This is a genomic window from Cellulomonas phragmiteti (assembly GCF_016862775.1).
GTDB lineage: Bacteria > Actinomycetota > Actinomycetes > Actinomycetales > Cellulomonadaceae > Cellulomonas > Cellulomonas phragmiteti.
In genome coordinates, this window is the sequence record NZ_BONP01000006.1 from 45,728 (window position 1) to 64,181 (window position 18,454).

At 76.7% G+C, this 18,454-nt stretch carries 13 protein-coding genes; 6 read left to right on the top strand and 7 right to left on the bottom strand.

The features are described from left to right. Nucleotides 1–362 precede the first annotated feature (362 nt). The gene (locus tag Cph01nite_RS06805; protein ID WP_239069096.1) at nucleotides 363–815 is read left to right on the top strand and encodes a hypothetical protein; all 453 of its coding nucleotides are present in this window, start codon (nucleotides 363–365) and stop codon (nucleotides 813–815) included. 22 nt (nucleotides 816–837) lie between these two features. Here the strand turns inward: Cph01nite_RS06805 and Cph01nite_RS06810 are convergent, their stop codons facing one another. From Cph01nite_RS06810 to Cph01nite_RS06830, 5 genes are all read right to left on the bottom strand, one after another. Further along, on the bottom strand, nucleotides 838–4,602 hold the full coding sequence (locus tag Cph01nite_RS06810; RefSeq protein WP_203672562.1) for an FtsK/SpoIIIE domain-containing protein: 3,765 nt from the start codon (nucleotides 4,600–4,602) through the stop codon (nucleotides 838–840). A 137-nt stretch (nucleotides 4,603–4,739) separates the two neighbouring features. Further along, nucleotides 4,740–7,325: an FtsX-like permease family protein gene (locus Cph01nite_RS06815; protein WP_203672564.1), complete on the bottom strand. Its 2,586-nt coding sequence runs from the start codon at nucleotides 7,323–7,325 to the stop codon at nucleotides 4,740–4,742. Continuing rightward, nucleotides 7,325–8,167, bottom strand: a complete 843-nt coding sequence (locus tag Cph01nite_RS06820) for an ABC transporter ATP-binding protein (RefSeq protein WP_203672566.1) — start codon at nucleotides 8,165–8,167, stop codon at nucleotides 7,325–7,327. Before Cph01nite_RS06820 ends, Cph01nite_RS06815 begins: the two co-directional genes overlap by 1 nt. A 141-nt stretch (nucleotides 8,168–8,308) precedes the next feature. After that, nucleotides 8,309–9,046 (bottom strand): response regulator, encoded by a 738-nt coding sequence (locus Cph01nite_RS06825; protein ID WP_203672568.1) that lies wholly within the window; start codon nucleotides 9,044–9,046, stop codon nucleotides 8,309–8,311. Next, nucleotides 9,043–10,380 (bottom strand): sensor histidine kinase, encoded by a 1,338-nt coding sequence (locus Cph01nite_RS06830; protein WP_203672570.1) that lies wholly within the window; start codon nucleotides 10,378–10,380, stop codon nucleotides 9,043–9,045. The genes Cph01nite_RS06825 and Cph01nite_RS06830 overlap by 4 nt, the downstream gene beginning before the upstream one ends. A 196-nt stretch (nucleotides 10,381–10,576) precedes the next feature. On the opposite strand from Cph01nite_RS06830, the gene Cph01nite_RS06835 reads away from it, so the two are divergent. From Cph01nite_RS06835 to purE, 5 genes are all read left to right on the top strand, one after another. Next, nucleotides 10,577–11,314, top strand: a complete 738-nt coding sequence (locus Cph01nite_RS06835; protein WP_203672572.1) for a response regulator transcription factor — start codon at nucleotides 10,577–10,579, stop codon at nucleotides 11,312–11,314. 3 nt (nucleotides 11,315–11,317) lie between these two features. Then, nucleotides 11,318–12,637, top strand: coding sequence for a sensor histidine kinase (locus Cph01nite_RS06840; RefSeq protein WP_203672574.1), 1,320 nt, complete (start codon nucleotides 11,318–11,320; stop codon nucleotides 12,635–12,637). Nucleotides 12,638–12,719: 82 nt separating this feature from the next. Next, nucleotides 12,720–13,910: a mannose-6-phosphate isomerase, class I gene (gene manA / locus Cph01nite_RS06845; protein ID WP_203672575.1), complete on the top strand. Its 1,191-nt coding sequence runs from the start codon at nucleotides 12,720–12,722 to the stop codon at nucleotides 13,908–13,910. Between the two features lie 49 nt (nucleotides 13,911–13,959). Then, nucleotides 13,960–15,150: a 5-(carboxyamino)imidazole ribonucleotide synthase gene (locus Cph01nite_RS06850; protein WP_203672577.1), complete on the top strand. Its 1,191-nt coding sequence runs from the start codon at nucleotides 13,960–13,962 to the stop codon at nucleotides 15,148–15,150. Next, a complete protein-coding gene (gene purE / locus Cph01nite_RS06855; RefSeq protein WP_203672579.1) occupies nucleotides 15,147–15,695 on the top strand; it encodes a 5-(carboxyamino)imidazole ribonucleotide mutase in 549 nt (182 codons plus the stop codon). The genes Cph01nite_RS06850 and purE overlap by 4 nt, the downstream gene beginning before the upstream one ends. Before the next feature lie 13 nt (nucleotides 15,696–15,708). On the opposite strand, the gene Cph01nite_RS06860 is transcribed toward purE, so the two are convergent. Together Cph01nite_RS06860 and Cph01nite_RS06865 are read right to left on the bottom strand one after the other, a co-directional pair. Further along, nucleotides 15,709–16,635: an LCP family protein gene (locus tag Cph01nite_RS06860; RefSeq protein WP_203672581.1), complete on the bottom strand. Its 927-nt coding sequence runs from the start codon at nucleotides 16,633–16,635 to the stop codon at nucleotides 15,709–15,711. A gap of 542 nt (nucleotides 16,636–17,177) precedes the next feature. Further along, nucleotides 17,178–18,434: an LCP family protein gene (locus Cph01nite_RS06865; RefSeq protein WP_239069097.1), complete on the bottom strand. Its 1,257-nt coding sequence runs from the start codon at nucleotides 18,432–18,434 to the stop codon at nucleotides 17,178–17,180. Nucleotides 18,435–18,454: the final 20 nt, after the last annotated feature.

Below are 18,454 nucleotides of genomic sequence, written 5' to 3' on the forward strand. Positions count from 1 at the left end.
TCAGTAACGACTGAGGCGTTGATCACATCGCAGGCTCCTCCGTCCGACTCGTGCCGTCTTGCGTCCCGGGTCCGGTTCGCGGGCCTGGGCCGAACGTCCAGGTCAGGACGTCCTCGTGCAGGCTAGGCCGCTGACCTGGGAGATCACTGTGCGTCGCGTCGTCGCGCGCGGCACGGCGCGCCGGTCGGCACCTGTGCGCGCCGGCGGCGTGACGGGGCTCACGCGGCAGCGGCGGCGCCGTGCGAGCCTGCCGGCGTGCCACGACGTGGTCAGGGACGGGTGCCATCTCTGGTATGGGTCCAGCGGCGCGGCGTGTCGCGGCCGCGCGGGCCGTCGCCGTGCCGCCCGCCTAGGGTCGTGCCATGACCCGTCCGCCTGTCGCACCCGAGCCGGAGGGCGGCTCGACCGCCGCCCGGCCCCCTGCCGGTGACACCGGTCGGCCGCCGCTGCTCGACGTGGCGTGCGCGCTGGTGCTCCTCGAGTCCGTCGCCCTGCTGGCCGTGGCGGTCGCCGGCGTGCGCGACCTCGTCCGTGGCGCCGAGGTCGGGCCCGTCCTCTTCCTCGTCGTCCTCGCGCTCGGTGCCGCGCTGCTCCTCGCCGGGGCGGTTCGCGCCCTGTGGTCCGGGCGCCGGTGGGGCCGCGGACCGGTGCTCACGGCCCAGATCATGCTCGTGGTGACCGCCGTGACGTGGTGGGGCGCCGGTGGCGGACCCGTGGCGCTGGTCCCCGTCGTCGCGGCGCTGGTGGTCGTCGTGGCACTCCTGAGCCCGCGCGTCGTGGCCGTCACCTCCGGACGCTCCGACGCCGTGTCCTGACCCGCAGCACCCGCTGCCGCCGTCAGCCGGCACCCCGGACGTCGGGGTGGTGCACCTGCACGCGCACGAGCGTGCGGTCCCGGCGCAGGACGCCACGTCCCGGCGGCCGGGCGCGAGGGTCCGCGTGCAGGGCGGCCCCCGGGCCCAGCAGGTCAGCCGCCGCGGGCCCGTGGGCGTCGAGCACCAGCACGTGACGGGCGCGCAACGCCGCGGCGACCGGTCCGCGGTAGCCGGCGGCCGCGTGCTCGCCGGTGGTGGCCAGCGCGACGACCCGTACCGCCGGGCCCGGCGTCGCGAGCATCCGCTCGAGCCGCTCGGCCAGCCGGGGGTCCGTCCGCTCCAGCAGGTCGACGTCGTCCACCAGGACCACGTGGCCGCCGTCGGCCCCCGCGGCCCGGGCGGCCTCGGCGGCCTCGGCGGCGCGGTCGAGCCGGTCGAGGGCGTCGTGGCCGTCCGCCGTCGGGACGACCTCGGGACCGTTCGGTGACCGGGTGGGGGGCGGCCGGTCGACCGACGGGGTCAGGACCAGCACGGCGCGCCCGGTGGCCGACCAGGCGGCCGCCAGGGTCAGCAGGGCCGTCGTCCGACCGGACCCCGGCGGGCCTGCCACGACGAGCGGCCGCGCGGGGTCGACGTCCACCGGTCCCGGCGCGTCGCCCCCGGTGCCGATCTCGATCCGACCGGCCGGGGACGCGGCGTCCGGCGCGCCGGACCGCGGGGCGACCCGCCCGGAGCTCTCCGGGAGGACACCGATCCGCAGGAGTGCCGGTAGAGCACCGTCGGCCGTGGTCGGCGCCGGGCCACGGGCGACCGAGGCAGGCAGCACCACCTGGCACAGCACGCCCCCGTCGGACGTGCAGGCGACCGCGCGGCCCGGCACGGAGCGCGTCCCCGTCAGCGCCGCGGGGACGCCCGCCTGCAGGTCGAGGGAGGCGTCCGGCACGGGCAGCACGAGGCGCAGCCCGAAGGCGCCGACCAGTCGTGACAACGCCGGCACCACCGGACCCGCCGCGGCCAGCCGCACGCCGGGGGGCGGGTGCCGGACCAGCGCCGTGAGCAGGTCCACCCCCGCGCCGCGCGCGTGCGTGGCCAGCGCGTCGAGCAGCGCGTCGAGACCGTCGACGACGAGCACCGTCGGTCGCGGCTCCGCGTCACGACGCCCCACGAGGCGGTCCAGCAGCAGCAGCGCACGGTGGACGTCGTCCGACGCGAGGACGGTACCCACGCGAGGTCCCCCCGCGACCCGCAACCGGTCCAGGGCCCCGTCGGGCAAACCGACGGCGTGCACGTCGGCCCCGGCGAGCAGCGCGTGCACGGCCACGGTGAGCATCGTGGTGGAGCGGCCCGAGCGGGGCCCGCCGAGCACCAGCAGCGGCCCGTGCTCCGGGCCCCACCGCACGGGGACGCGTCGCTGCTCAGCCGGGACGTCGGCGAGGGCGACCAGGAGCCCGCCCGGGTCCGCAGGGGGCCCTGCGGCGTCGGCGGTCAGCCGGTCGGGCAGCGCCGGCAGCCACGGGACGGACGTGCCCGGCAGGCCCTGCGCCGCCTCGCGGCACACCGCGACCCACCGGCCGACGTCGTCGTCCGGGGGCCGGACGGCGCACCACGCGGTCGCACCGTGGAGCGTGACCGGAGCGAGCCGGACCTCGGGCGTGGGACGGTGCTGCCGTGCGCGTGCCACCCGCAGGCGCGTCACGGGCCGTGCGCCGACGCGGACGAGCGCCGCGCCCGGCGTCCCGACGTCCAGGTGCGCGGCGTCGGGGCACCCGACGACGTCGCGCGAGTCCTCCTCGTCGGCCACGCGCAGCGCGATCCGCAGACCGACGTTGGCACGCAGGTCGGCGGGGACCGCGCCCGCCGGGCGCTGCGTCGCCAGCAGCAGGTGCACCCCGAGCGCCCGGCCCTGGGCGGCGAGCCGCGCGAGGGTCGCCGCGGCGTCGGGCAGGTCGTCGACGAGGGCGCGCAGCTCGTCGACCACGACGAGCAGGCGTGCCGGGGTCGAGGGGTCCGCGGGATCGAGGTCGGCGACGTCCGTGCCACCGGCCGCGGCGAGCAGGTGCTCGCGTCGGCGCAGCTCGGCGCGCAGCCCGACCAGGGTGCGCCGCGCGGTGGTGACGTCGAGGTCGTGGACGTGGTCGACGACGTGCGGCAGCCCGGCGAGCGGGCCGAGGCCCGTGCCGCCCTTGAAGTCCACGAGCAGCACGGCGAGCTGCCGGGGCGGGTGCGTCAGCGCGAGCCCGAGCACGAGGGTGGTCAGCAGCTCGGACTTGCCGGCCCCCGTCGTGCCCGCGACCAGCGCGTGCGGGCCGTCGCGGACGAGGTCGAGCACGACCGGCCGGCCGTCCGACCCCGTCCCCACCGGTGCAAGGAGCCCGCGCCGACCCCGCGGACGGCGCCAGGCCGCCGCGACGTCCGTGACGTCGGCAGCAGGGACAGCGGGCAGCTCGCCGAGGGCTCGCGCCGCGGGCGGCGCCGGCAGCCCGGAGGTGCCGTGCACCGCGAGCGACCATGCGAGGGCCGCGGCCGCGCGGCCCTGGGCGTCGGCGACGTCCGGGCCCACCGCCTCGTGCGGGTCGCCGGTCCCGGTGCGCAGGACGGTGGTCGCCCACGCGGGGGCGTCCTCGTCCGGTGCCAGGACGATCAGGAGGTGAGCCCGCGGCGACGCCAGACGCCAGGCGCCCAGGTCGTCGTCCGTGCCGTCGACGACCACCAGGGCGTGGTCGTCCGCTCCCGGCAGGTCCTGCGACGGGGCCCACCAGCGGGTCCACCCCCAGTCACGCGGCGCACGCGTGCGCACGACCAGCCCGGCGGCGGCACCCGCGCCGAGCGTGCGCAGCACCAGCGCCCGGGCGACGCCCAGGGTGACGACCCGTGGTCCGACGAGGGCGAGCGTGCGGTCCGCGGGCCACGGTGCGTCGTCGCCCGCGACGGCGGCGGCGCGGTCCCGCAGACGCAGGCCCGTGGACAGGCGCAGGGCGGCCACGTCGCCCGCCGGGGCGTCGAGCCCGGGCGTGCCGGGCGGGGTGTCGGTGGGCGGCGTGCTGCCTGTCGGGCGGGACCCTCGCAGCCCGAGGAGCCCGACGAGGCCCGTCACCGCCGTCAGCAGCAGCAGGGGCTGGCGCAGCACGGCGGCGAGCGTGACGCCCCCCGCGGCCGACGCGAGGGCTGTCCACGCCCACGGCGGCACGCGCCGCGCGCCGCTCCCGCGCCCGGCAGCGACCGTCGCCGTGCCCCGCAGCCGGAGCGTGGTCCCGTCCACCCGGAGGTCGGTGAGCGCCGGCCACGTCCGCTGCCACGCGCCGACGGTCCGTGCACGCGACGCCCGGGGCCGGCCCGTGCGCCGGCGCCGGGGGCGGCCGGGCATGGTCCCGCGCGCACCGGACACCCGCACCCGCACCCGCGCGCCGCGTCGACGCACCTCGACCCGCCCGCCCGTGGTGAGCGGGAGGCCCACGCGCGCACCGTCCGGGAGCGGGACCAGGCGCCCGGCTCGCGGTCCTCGCAGCACGGCGAGGTGGGCACCGGACGACACGGCGTCCGCGACGTCGTCACCGGGCGCGGGCCCGGGTGCGAGGTGCGCGCCGGGGAGCAGCGGGGGAGCGCCTGCCGGGTGGTGGTCGTCGAGCACCCGCCCCGCGACCTCCAGGAGCGCGCCCCGGGCGGCCCACCGGGCGTCGCCGGTGAGCAGCGCCAGCCGCCGGCGCAGGGTCCCCGCCGGGAGGGCGGGCTCGACCTCGACGTCGAGGCACCCGTCCGGCCGGACGGGGGAGGGGATCGTGACACGCACCCCGGGAGCATCCGCCCGGTGCGGTGGTCCAGGACGTCCCGGGGCCGGGAGGTGTGGATGACACCTCCCGGCCCCGGGCCTGGGGTCGGCTCGACGCTGCGGCGGGCCCTCCTCCGCACCGCACCGCGGCCGTGGTCTCAGTCGACGCCGAGCGCGGCGACCGGGGGGGTGCGGGCGGCGGCCCGGGCGGGCAGGGCGGACGCCGCCAGCCCGGCGAGCAGCGCCACCAGCAGGACGATCCCCACGTGCGCCCACGGCACCGACAGGCGGACGTCACCGATCGTGCCGAAGACCGTGGCGGCGCCGGCCCACCCGTACAGCAGCCCCAGCGCGGTGCCGATCAGCGCGCCGACGCCCGCGATGAGCATGCCCTCGGTCGCGAGCATCCACCGCAGCCCGCGGCGGGACAGACCCACCGCGCGCAGCGTCGCGGACTCGCGCCGCCGCTCGATCACCGAGAGCGACAGGGTGTTGGCCACACCGATCAGCGCGATCACCACGGCGACGCCCAGCAGGCCGATGACGATCGCCAGCATCACGTCGATGACGCGCTGGTCACCCTGCCGCTCCGCTGCCGCGCTCTCGACACGGACCGTGTCGTCGGCCACCACGTCGCGCACGTCCTGCAGCACGCCCATCGCGTCGGCACCGGGCTCGATCCGCACCAGCAGCACCGACGGGACGTCGTCCACCGCCAGCGCGTCGGCCGCCTGCGTGGTCAGCAGCGCGCGGTCGGTCGCGCTGGGTCGCACCTCGAGGAGTGCGGTGTCCCGCACGCTCACCTCGACCGAGGTCACGTCCCCTGCCCACGACCGCGGCACGACGCTGCGTCCCTCGGCCAGTGCCCGGGCGGCGACCTCGTCGCGCAGGATCCCCGCGTCGGCAGGATCGAGGACGACGGCCTCGGTCTCGATCCCGTCGGGTCGCGCCACGAGCGCGTACCGCGCCGGGACCACCGTGTCGACGCCGTCGACGGCCGCGATGCCCTCCGCGAGGCCGTCACCGACAGCCTCGCCCGGCATGCCGAACACCGTCATGTCCACAGGGCCGCGCTCGTCCATCTCGCGGGCGAGCGAGGCCTGGGCCGAGACCGCGCCGGTGCTCATCATCACGACGAGCGTGACCCCGATGACCAGCGCCGTGCTGGTCGCCGACGTCCGCCGCGGGTTGCGCAGGGTGTTGGCGGCCGCGAGGCGTGCGCTGGTGCTGATCGCCGCGACCGGCCGGCCGACGGCCGAGACGATGCGCGGGACCCACAGCGGCGCGCCCACGAGCAGCCCCACGAACGACGTGCCGCCACCGAGGACCCCGATCGCCAGGGGCAGCATGACGTCGACGCCGAACCCCTGGCGTGCCAGCACGATGCCGCCCGCGAGGGCCACCAGCCCGCCCACCGTCAGCAGGAGGGAGGACGCCAGGCGGACCCGGCCGGGCCGGGCCTGGACCGTCGGCGCCTCGGCGGGCCGCAGCGCGGCGACGGGGGAGACCCGGGTCGCGGCGCGGGCCGGGACCAGCGCCGCGCCGACGGTCACGGCCGTCGCGACGAGGACCGGGATCAGCATGTTGCCGAGCGTGGGCTGCACGGTCGTCGGCAGCGGCACACCGTTCTGCGTGCGCGACAGGACGCTGAGCGCGGCCTGCGCGAGCGCGAGGCCCACGACGACGCCGGCGACGCCGGAGACCACCCCCAGGATCCCCGCCTCGAGCAGCACCGACCCGCGCAGCTGGCGGCGCCGCGCACCCACGCAGCGCAGGAGCGCCAGCATGCGGGTGCGCTGCGCGACGATCACCTGGAACGTGTTGGCGATGACCAGGGCCGCGACCAGCATCGCCACGGCGGCGAACCCGAGCACGACCATGACGATGACGTTGCCGCCGCCGTACGACTCGACCGCGCGGGCCGCGGCCTCGTCGCGGGTCAGGACCTCGGCGTCGTCGAGCACCTGCGCGAGCGCGCTGCGCACGGCTGCGCTGTCGCCGTCGACCGCGACGAGCACGGCCGCGCTGCCGACGTCGTCGATGTCGGTGCCACCGCTCCACCGCACGACCGAGTCGAGCACGGCCAGCCCGGCGCCGCCGTACCGCGCCCAGGCGGCGTGCGGGTCGTCGACGAGCCCGACCACGGTGACGTCCGCGGTCATCTCCTGGGGGGCGAGCTCGTCGTCGGACCGCACGGGCCCCGCGGCCGCCGGCTCCTCGGCGGGCTCCTCGGTCGGCTCCTCGGCCGGCTCCGGCGTCGCCGTGGTCGCGGGCTCCTCCGACCAGACGGTCCAGGTGCTGCGGACGGTGTCGCCGACGCCGACCCCGAGCCGCTCGGCGGACGCCGCCGGCAGCGCGACCTCGTCCTGCGCCGCCGGGGCGCGGCCCTCGACGACGTCGAGCGAGGCGAGCGACGGGTCGGCGGGCACCGGGATCACGGTCTCGCCGACCGTGCGCCGGCCGCTGGCGAACGACACCCACCCGACGACGAGTGGCTCGGCGGCGGTGACGCCCGGGGTGCCCCGCGTCGCGTCGAGCAGGGTCGACAGCCGGCCGTCGGTGGGCAGCACGACGAGGTCCGCGTCCCCGTACGTGGCGGTCATCGCGTCGTAGCCGCCGCGGGTGATCACGTCACCCGCGGTGAGCGTCGCGGTGACGAACGCGGAGCCCAGGAGGATCGCGACACCGGCCGCGACGAGGCGTCCCAGGCTGCGGCGCATCTGGGCGAGGGTGAGCCGCAGCATCAGCGCAGACCTCCCGCGGTGGCGTCGACGACGGGTGTCGCACCCGTCGGTGTCCCGGCAGGGGCCTCAAGGACCCGCAGCCCCTCGAGGCCGGCGAGGACCGACTCGGGCGTCGGGTCGGCGATGTCGCCGGCGATCCGGCCGTCGGCGAGCAGGAGGACGCGGTCGGCGTACGCGGCGGCGGTCGGGTCGTGCGTCACCATGATGATCGTGCGGCCCAGCTCGCGGACGGAGCGGCGCAGGAAGCTCAGGACCTCGGCCCCTGAACGGGAGTCCAGGTTGCCGGTGGGCTCGTCGGCGAAGACGACCTCGGGCTGGGCGACGAGGGCGCGGGCGATCGCCACGCGCTGCTGCTGGCCACCGGACAGCTCGCTCGGGCGGTGCGTGAGGCGGGCCTGCAGACCGAGGGTGGTCACCAGGGTGTCGAACCAGGCGCGGTCCGGACGGCGGCCGGCGAGATCGAGCGGCAGCACGATGTTCTGCTCGGCGGTGAGCATCGGCAGCAGGTTGAAGGACTGGAAGACGAAGCCCACCCGGTCGCGCCGGAGCCGCGTCAGGGCGTCGTCGTCGAGCGTCGTGATCTCGGTGCTGCCCAGGTGCGCCGTGCCCGACGTCGCGTCGTCGAGCCCCGCGAGCAGGTGCATCAGCGTGGACTTGCCGGACCCGGACGGGCCCATGATCGCGGTGAAGGCACCCGAGGCGAAGTCGACGTCGACGGCGTCGAGCGCCCGGACCGCGGCGGCCCCGGACCCGTACACCTTCGTCAGTGCGCGGGCGCGGGACGCGGTGGCGACGCCGTCGGTCGCGGACCGGTCGTGGGGGCGGGTGTCGGTGGTGGGCAACGGTGGCTCCTGTCTCGAGGTGTGCCGCCAGCCTCGCCCGCCGCCCGGGTGCCCCGCGTCCCGCCCCGGGTGGGTCCGGCCGGCGGACGTGTCATCCTCCGGCCGCACACGGTCCGTCGGGACGTCCCCCCGGCGGTCCCCTCAGGACCCGGCGCGCACGAGCCCGGCCTCGTACGCCACGACGACCGCCTGCACGCGGTCGCGGGCCCCGACCTTCGCCAGGATGCGCCCGACGTGCGTCTTGACGGTCGCCTCGGCGACGAACAGGTCCTGCCCGATCTCCGTGTTCGACCGGCCGCGCGCCATGAGGACCAGGACCTCGCGCTCACGCTCGGTGAGCTGGGCCACGGCGTGCTGCGCCGGGTGGTCCGCGCTCGGAGCGGCGTCGTCGGGCAGCGCGGTGACGAGGTGCTCGAGGAGCCGTCGCGTGCTCGACGGCGCGATGACCGCGTCGCCGCGGTGGACGGTGCGGATCGCCGCGAGCATCTCCTCCGGCGGGGCGTCCTTGAGCAGGAACCCGCTCGCGCCCGCGCGGATCGCGGCGAGCACGTACTCGTCGAGGTCGAAGGTCGTCAGGACGATCACCTTCGGTGCCGGTGCCGCCGCGGTCGCACGCGACACGATCCGCTCGGTCGCCTCGAGCCCGTCCATCGTCGGCATCCGCACGTCCATGAGCACGACGTCGACGTGTCCCGTCGCGACCCGGGCGGCGGGGTCCAGCGCCCGCACGGCCTGCGCGCCGTCCCCGGCCTCGAGCACGACCTCGAGATCGGGCTGGGAGTCGATGACCATGCGGAAGCCGGCGCGCACGAGCTGCTGGTCGTCGACCAGGGCGACGCGGACGAGCGGCTGCTGGGGGTCGGTCGGAGTGGTGGTCACGAGGGGGATCCTCCCGCAGGGTGGGGGTGCTCGGCCGGGACGGCCGCGCGGTCGGTGGTGCCGGGGTCCCTCGCCGCACCCGGCGTGGGCAGGGTCGCGCGGACGCGGAACCCCCCGCCTGGGCGGGGACCGGCAGTCACCGTGCCGCCGAACATCGTGGCGCGCTCCCGCATGCCCAGCAGCCCCTGGCCCAGACCGTCGGCATCGGCGGCGGCCCCGCGGCCGTCGTCGCTCACCTCCAGGGTGACCGCTGCCGGCAGCCACTGGAGCATGACGGTGACCCCGGGGTCCGGTCCGGCGTGCTTGAGGACGTTCGTGAGAGACTCCTGCGCGATGCGGTAGACCGTCAGCCCGGCGCCCGGCGGCAGGTGACGGGGGGTGCCCAGCCGCACGTAGGACACGCGCAGTCCGCTGGCGCGCACCTGCGCGACGAGCTGCTCCACGTCCTCGACGGCCGGCTGGGGGGTCGTGGCGGCGGTCGGCGTCGTGTCCGCGACCCCCTGCTCGTCGGGCGACGTCGTCAGCACGCCCGGTGCCGCGCGCCCCGGCGCGCCGGCGTGCGGCGCCTCGCGCAGCACACCCAGCAGGCGACGCATGTCGGTCAGCGCCGCACGCCCGGTCTCGGCGATCGTGCCGAGCGAGCGGGAGGCCGCCGCGGGGTCGTGGGCCGCGGCGTACCGGCCGCCGTCCGCCTGCGCGATGATGACCGACAGGCTGTGCGCGACGATGTCGTGCATCTCGCGGGCGATGCGCGCGCGCTCCGCCGCGGTCGCGATGATGGCCTGCTGGTCGCGCTCGACCTCGAGCCGCTCGGCACGGTCCACGAGGGCCTCCAGGTGCTCGCGGCGGCTGCGACGCACCAGGCCGAACGCCCAGGCCACGAGGAAGATGCTGGCGACCAGCACGGTGACCATGGCGGCCGCGACCCGGTCGTACGGCAGGGCGATCGCGGCCCCGACGACGAACGCCCCCACCATCGCGCCGAGGATGCCCGTGCGGTGCGCCCAGCGCGGGCCGTGCAGGGCGACGGAGTAGAGCGCGAACGGCACCACGACGTCGACCGGCAGCAGCGGGAACCCGCCGACCACGTGCAGCAGCGCGCACGAGTAGACCACCGCGACCGAGACGGCCGGTCGCGTGCGTCGCCACGCGAGGGGCACGACGACGCCCAGGGCGCACAGCGAGAGCAGCAGCGCGGCGCCGCCCGACGCGTCCGTGCCGAGCGCGGCGATCGAGACCGGGACCAGCACGATCGCCAGCAGGACGGTGACGCCGGTGTCCACACCCTGGCGGTGCGTGTCCTCCCACTGCCACAACCGGTCCCACCACGACATCCCCCGAGCCTAGGCGTGGCCCGTCGCCGGGGCGTGCGTCCACGGGTGGACCGTGACCGGTGCGCGGACAGGTCGTCGTCCACCCGTGGGCGCACGCGCCCGTCCGACCGCGCCCGGCACGCGGGCCCGGGGTCTTCCCGGCGCGTCCGGGACCGAGGGCTGCGTTCCGCAGGAGTTCGTGACCTAACATGGCCGAATGACCCAGGTGCTGCTGGCGGAGGACGACCCCGCGATTGCCGAGCCTTTGGCGCGGGCGCTGGGGCGTGAAGGTTACGACGTGCGTGTGCAAGGCACAGGTCAAGGCGCGATCGACGGCGCGGCGAGCGCCGACCTCGTCGTCCTCGACCTCGGCCTGCCCGACATGGACGGCCTCGACGTCGCCCGCGCCATCCGCAGCCAGGGCCTGACGACGCCGGTGCTGGTGCTGACCGCGCGGGCCGACGAGGTCGACCTCGTCGTCGGGCTGGACGCGGGCGCCGACGACTACGTGACCAAGCCGTTCCGTCTGGCGGAGCTGCTCGCCCGCGTGCGGGCGCTCCTGCGCCGCACCGTCGGCGACCCGGCCGACGAGGACGAGCTGCACGCGCAGAACGTGCGCGTCGACGTCGCCGCCCACCGCGCCTTCCAGGGCGAGCGCGAGCTGCACCTGACGGCCAAGGAGTTCGACCTGCTGCGCGTCCTGGTGGCCGCCGCGGGCACGGTCGTCTCGCGCGAGACCCTCATGCGCGAGGTCTGGGGCTCGGACCCGAGCGGGTCGACCAAGACCCTCGACATGCACGTGTCCTGGCTGCGCCGCAAGCTCGGGGACGACGCCAACGCCCCGCGGTACATCTCCACGGTGCGCGGCATGGGCTTCCGCTTCGAGACGGGCGGCACGGCCGACCCCGCCGCAGCGGCACCCGGCACGGCCGCGGGTCCGCTCGACCGGGTCTGACGCGTGCGCCGTCGCGTCCTGCAGGCGACGATCGCCGCCGTCACGGTCGCGGTCGTCCTCCTCGGGTTCCCGCTCGCGTTCCTGGGGGCGCAGCTGGTGCGGGAGAACGAGCTGCGCGGGCTGGAGATCCGGGCCCAGTCGGTCGCCCGCACGGTCGACTTCCGGGTCGAGCAGGAGATCGCGCTCTCGGACCGCATGCTCGAGCCCTACACCGGCAGCGACGGCGAGCTCGGGGCGACCGTCGTGGTCCGTACCCCCGACGGGCAGACGTACCGCGCCGGGCCGACGGTCGACGACCGCCGGGTGACGGTGCAGACGACGTCCGACACCGCCGCGACCGTGCTGCTGTACGTGTCGTGGTGGGACGTCTTCTGGATGTCCACGCAGGTCATCGCCCTGGTCGTCGTCGCCGCCGTCGTCGCGTTCGCCGCGGGGATCGCGATGGCGATCTGGCAGGCCAACCGGCTCGCCGCGCCGCTGGTGTACCTCGCGGCCTCGGCCGAGCAGCTCGGGTCGGGTCAGGTCCGTCCCCAGCTCGAGCCGTCCGGCGTCGAGGAGATCGACCTGGTGGCCGCCGAGCTCGCGCGCAGCGCCGACCGCATGGCCGGGCGACTGGCGGCGGAGCGGCAGTTCGCGTCCGACGCCTCCCACCAGCTGCGGACGCCGCTGACGGCCCTCTCCATGCGGCTCGAGGAGATCATGCTCACCGCGGGGGAGGAGGAGGTGCGGGAGGAGGCGCGGATCTCGCTCGAGCAGGTCGAGCGCCTCGTCCGCGTCGTGGACGACCTGCTCGCCAGCTCGCGGCGCGCCCAGGGCGGCACGACCGAGGCGATCTCCCTGTGGGAGGTCGTCCACCAGCAGCAGGAGGAGTGGTCCCCGACGTTCGCGGCGGCCGCCCGTCGCCTCGTCGTCGACGTCGACCCCGCCACGCAGGTGCTCGCCACCCCCGGTGCGCTCGCGCAGGTGCTCGCCACGCTCATCGAGAACTCCCTCAAGCACGGCGCCGGCACGACCACCGTGCGCGCCCGCGCCGGCGGGCCGTCGCGTGCCGTCGTCGTCGAGGTCGGCGACGAGGGCGACGGCGTCCCCGACGACCTCGCTCCGCGCATCTTCGAGCGGGACGTCACCTCCGGCGCCGGGACGGGACTGGGGCTGGCGCTCGCGCGGGACCTCGCCAGCGCGGACGGGGGTCGTCTCGAGCTCGCGCAGCGCCGGCCCGCGGTGTTCGCGCTCTTCCTGTCCGGGGTCCCGGCCTCGCTGCGGCCCGACGTCGTCCTGCCGCGCGGCGCCGTGATCTCGGTGCGGCGCGACCGCCGCTGGTGAGCCCGGCACGGACCTGCCCGACGTGACCGCGATGTCCCGTTAGGCTGGCGGCCCAGTCGCCGTGCCACCGGGGGAGGGGCAAGTGCAGGGTCTCGAGCCAGTGTTCCAGGGGTACGCCTGGGGATCGCCCACCGCCATCCCGGAGCTGCTGGGCCTGCCCGCCGGCGACGCCCCGGTCGCGGAGGCGTGGTTCGGGGGGCACCCGTCCTCGTCGTCGATCCTGGCGACCGACGGTCGGACGCTCCACGCGGCGATCGCCGGGAGTCCCGCGCCGCTGCTCGGCACCGACGTGGCCGCGCAGTTCGGGAACCACCTGCCGTTCCTGCTCAAGATCATCGCCGCCGCACGCCCGCTCTCGCTGCAGGTGCACCCGAGCATCGAGCTCGCGCAGGACGGGTACGCACGGGAGGACGCCGCCGGCGTCCCGCTCGACCACCCGCAGCGCTCCTACCGCGACCGCAACCACAAGCCCGAGCTCGTCTTCGCCCTGACGACCTTCGAGGCGCTCGTGGGGTTCCGCGCCCCGCGGCGGACGGCCGAGATCCTCCGCGGCCTCGAGCACCCCGTCGCGCGCCAGCTGCACAAGACCGTCACCGCGGACCCGAGCCCCAGCGGGGTCCGCGAGGCGTTCTCCCGGCTCGTCGGTGAGGGCACCCGGCCCTCCCCCGCCGAGGTCGCCGAGCTCGCCGAGGAGTTCCGCGCCCGGCTGGCGAGCGGGTCGCCGTCGCCGCGCACGGACCGGGCCGTGGACCTGCTCGAGCGGGCGTACCCCGGGGACCCCGGCGCGGTGACGGCCGTGCTGCTCAACCCGGTGACGCTGCGCCCCGGCGAGGCCCTGTTCGTCCCCGCGGGTGCGGTGCACGCGTACCTCGACGGCGTCGCCGTGGAGATCATGGCGAACTCGGACAACGTCCTGCGGGCCGGGCTCACGTCCAAGCACGTCGACATCCCCGAGCTGCTGCGTGCGGTCGACTGCGTCGCGGCGCCGCCCATCCGCATCGCCCCCGAGCACGTGTACGACGCGACCGACGTGTACTACGTCCCCGTGGACGACTTCGAGCTGTCCGTCACGCGCGTGACCACCGCGGGCCCCTGCCGGCTGCCGAGCACCGGGCCGCGCGTCGTCCTGTGCCTCGAGGGTGCCGTGCGGCTGCGCGCCGCCTCGGGTGAGGAGCTCGAGCTGGCGGCCGGACGCGCCGCGTTCGTCCCGGCGGCGGACGGCAAGCTCACGGTCCACGGCGAGGGTCGCCTCGTGCAGGCCTCGGTCCCGTGAGGCGGGACGGGCGCGAGCGGGCGCTCGTCAGCGGCTACCCTCGACGCCCGTGACACCTCCGATCGTCGCCGTCGTCGGCGGCGGGCAGCTCGCCCGCATGATGGCCGGGCCTGCGACCGCCCTGGGCCTGCACCTGCGCGTCCTCGCGGAGGCCGCCGACGGCTCGGCCGCGCAGGCCGTGGCCGACGCGCCCGTGGGCGTCGCGTCCGACGAGTCCGCCGTGCTCGCGCTCGTCGACGGCGCCGCCGTGCTGACGTTCGAGCACGAGCACGTCCCGCCGGGCGTGCTCGACGCGGTCGCCGCGCACGGTGTCGCGGTGCACCCGACGCCCGACGCCCTCGTGCACGCCCAGGACAAGGCCGTGATGCGGCGCCGGCTCACGGACCTCGGCGTGCCCTGCCCGCGCTGGGCGCCCGTCGGGGACCTCGCGGACCTCGAGCGCTTCCGCGCCGACGCCGGCGGTGCCGCGGTCGTCAAGACGACACGTGGCGGCTACGACGGCAAGGGGGTGCGGGTCGTGAGCCGGGGGCCGGTGCCCGACGACGTCGTCGCGTGGTGCGCGGCGGTCGCCGACGGCACCGGTCCCGCGCTGCTGGCCGAGGACCTCGTCCCGTTCACGCGGGAGCTCGCGGTGCTCGTCGCCCGCACGCCGTCCGGGCGCAGCGTCGTCTGGCCCGTCGTCGAGTCCGTCCAGCGGGACGGCGTGTGCGCGGAGGTCGTCGCCCCGGCGCCCGACCTGCACCCCGCGACCGCCGCGCAGGCCGAGCAGGTGGCGCGCACCGTCGCCGACGGCCTGGGCGTCACCGGCGTGCTGGCCGTGGAGCTCTTCGAGGTGCCGGACCCCGACGGGGGAGCGCCGCGCGTGCTCGTCAACGAGCTCGCCATGCGGCCGCACAACTCCGGGCACTGGACGATCGACGGCGCCGTCACCAGCCAGTTCGAGCAGCACCTGCGGGCGGTGCTCGACCTGCCGCTGGGCGACGTCACCCCCGTCGCCCGGTGGACCGTCATGGCCAACGTGCTCGGCAGCGCGCTCGACGACCCGACCGACGCCCTGCACGACGTCCTCGGCGCCGACCCGGGCGCCAAGGTGCACCTGTACGGCAAGGCGGTGCGGCCCGGTCGCAAGCTCGGCCACGTCAACGTGTCGGGCGACGACCTGGACGACGTCCGTGCGCGTGCGCGCGCGGCGGCCGCGCGGCTGCGCGGCGAGACGACCGAGGACCGAGGGACGACATGAGCCACACCACGCCGGGCGGCACCCAGGTCGGCATCGTCATGGGGTCGGACTCCGACTGGCCCGTGATGCAGGCGGCGGCGGACGCTCTCGCCGAGTTCGACGTGGCCGTCGAGGTCGACGTCGTGTCCGCCCACCGGCAGCCGGACAAGATGGTCGCGTACGGGCGGGAGGCCGCCGGCCGCGGCCTGCGCGTGATCGTGGCCGGAGCCGGGGGCGCCGCGCACCTGCCCGGCATGCTGGCGGCCGTCACCCCGCTGCCCGTCGTGGGGGTGCCCGTGCCGCTCGCGCACCTCGACGGCCTGGACTCGCTGCTGTCGATCGTGCAGATGCCCGCAGGCGTGCCCGTCGCGACCGTGTCCGTGGGTGGGGCCCGGAACGCGGGCCTGCTGGCCGTGCGGATCCTCGCGTCCGGGTCCGGCCCGGAGGCGGAGCGGCTCCGGGCGGCGATGCTGACGTTCCAGGACGGTCTGCGCGCGCAGGCCGACGCGAAGGGCGAGCGGCTGCGCAGCCGCGCGACGCGACCCGCGACCGGGTTCTCGGCCTGACGGCCGAGTCCACCTAGCCGCCCGGTATCCCGCCCACCTCGCCCGGCGGCAGCGAGCCGTCACGGATCGCCGCGAAGAACCCGGGTGTCAGCTCGGGGTCGAGCAGCACGGTCGACCCGATGTTGCCCCCGGGCCGGTGGTCCATGCTGGCGATCGGCGGCGTGCCCGTGATGCCGCCCTCGCCGTTCGCCGCGCGGAACGCCAGGGCCAGGCGCGCCACGTCGATGACGCCGGCGTCCTCGTCGAACGTCAGCGCGCCCGTGCCCGCGTCGACGAGGGCGACCTGCGCGCCGGGGTCGAGCGCCAGCGAGCCCGGGCTCACCTTGCCCATGACGGCGCCGATGAGCTGCCGCTGACGCAGGGCGCGCCCGACGTCGCCCTGGGGGTCCGCCTTGCGCATGCGGGCGAACGGCAGGGCCGCCGCACCGTCGACGTCGTGGCAGCCGGCCGTCCAGACCATGCCGGAGTCCGGGTCGTCGACGTCGCCGTCGTAGCAGAGGTGGACACCGCCGACCGCGTCGACCAGCCGGGCCACGCCGCCCATGCCGATCTCGGCGTAGTGGTCGACGGTCAGCCCGGTCAGGCCCTCGACGGTCTGGACCAGCAGCGGTGCGCCCCCCCACGCGAACGCGTGGTTGAGCTTGGTACCGCCGTGGCCCGGCACCTCCACGAACGAGTCGCGGGGGAGCGAGATCATCGCGGTCGGGCCGTCGGCGGGCACGTGCAGCAGCAGGATCGTGTCCGTGCGCTGCCCCTCGGTGCCGTCCTCCGCGATACCGCCCTCGTCGCCGCGCGCGTCGGACCCTGCGAGCAGGTACGTGGTGCCCGGTGTCCCGGGCGCCCCGGACAGTGCGGGGGTCTTCTGCAGCAGACCGTTCGCCCAGATCAGCAACCCGACGGGCCAGGCGACGAGCGCCGCGAGGACGAGGAGCGCGACCACGCCGGCGATGCGCCGACGGCGTCCGCCTCCCGCACCCTCGGAGGGTGCGACCGGCGGTCGGGGAGCCCGTGGCGTGGCCGCGGCCGGTCGCCCCGGGCTCCCGGGCGCGCCGGGTCCGGCGGCACGTGCCGTCGCGGGCGACGACGAGCGGGGCGGGGTGGACCGCGCCGTGGCACCCGCCGGGGGGATGCGCGGGGCGTCGCCCGGGCGGGCCCGCCCCGCGGGTGCGAACGAGGCCGGCGCGCCGGTGCCGGGTGCAGCAGGCCCGGGTGCGTCAGGTCGGGACGCGGCAGGTGCGGGAGCGGGCCGGGTGGCGCCGTCGCGGCGCACACCGGTGCCGCGGGGCGCGGGCGCCGGTGGCGGCGTCCGGCCGCGGCTCGGTGTGCCGCCCTCGCGGGGCGCAGGTCGGGAGACCCGGGTCGGCGCCGCGGGGCGTCCGGCCGACCTGCCGACCACGCGGGCGCCGTCCGCTACCGGCCGGTCGCGCCCGCCGTCCGGCGCGAAGCTGGGGGGCGGGGTCGCGTCGTCGTCACGGCGGCCGGTCACGGGACTGCTGAACAGCTCGTCGTCGTGGCGTCGGCGGCCGTGAAGGCGTCGACGCCGGGCGTCTTCGTCTCCGTGGGGGCCGGCTCCGCCTCGGGCGGTGCGGGGGGTGCCTCGGGCTCCCCGGCCGCGGGCGGCGCGGCGGGTGGCTCCGGCGCGGCCGGCGGCTCGGGCTCGCCGAGCATCGGCACGTCCGCCGCGATGTTCGCCCACAGGGTGTCGGCCTCCGCGGTCCACTCCACGCGGTTCTTGTCGCTGCTGGCGGGTGCCCACGGCACGGTCATGAGGGTGATGTTCGCACGGTCGATGCCCCGCAGGCTGAAGGCGAGGCCGGTGAGGTCGCCGACGCCGAGGTCGGTCGTCACGGACTTCGTGGCGGCGCTGAGGAACTGCATGAGCTGTGCGCCGTCCGTCAGCAGGTTCTTCGACAGGACCTCGTTGGCGACGTTGGCGATGAGCTGCTGCTGGCGTCCGGCACGCATCGTGTCGGAGCCGTCGAACGTGGTGCCGTGGCGTGCGCGGGCGAACTGCAGCGCGGTGGTGCCGTCGAGCACCTGCTGACCGGCCTTGAGGTCCAGGCCCGTGTACCGGTCCGACACGTCCTCCACGATGCACATCGGCACACCGCCGATCGCGTTGATCATGTTCTGGAACCCGGCGAAGTCCACGACGACGACGTTGGTCACCGGCACGCCGGTGTTGGCCTGGAACGTGCTGACCGTGCACGCGGCCGCGGACTCCAGGTCGCCGCCGTAGTCCCACCCGATCGCGAACGCGGAGTTGAACATCGCGTTGCGCTGGGCCCGGGTGGTGTTGCCGTTGGTGAGCGTGCACGACGGCACCTCGACCAGCGAGTCGCGCGGGATCGACACCATCTCCACGCGCGTGCGGTCCGCCGACACGTGCACGAGGATCGTGGTGTCGGAGCGCATGCCCTCCTCGTCGCCACCGATCTCGGCGTTGACGCCGTCACGCTGGTCGGACCCGAGGACGAGGACGTTGACCGGCTGACCCGCGTGCAGGTCGGTCGGGTCGGGTGCCCCCTCCGCCGTCGGCGCCGCCTCGACCAGACCGCCGAGGTCCAGCCCGTTGACGTTGTTGGTGAGCCGGGCCGCGAAGGCCGCCCCGCCCGCGGCACCGAACACCACGACGCTCGTCACCGCGAGCGCGACCGCTCGCAGCAGGCGGTGGGGGTGCAGGTTGCGGGCGTGACGCGGCGCGCGGAGGCGCCGCGGTGCGGCGTGGCGGGTGGTCACGCCCCGATCGTAGGAGAGCG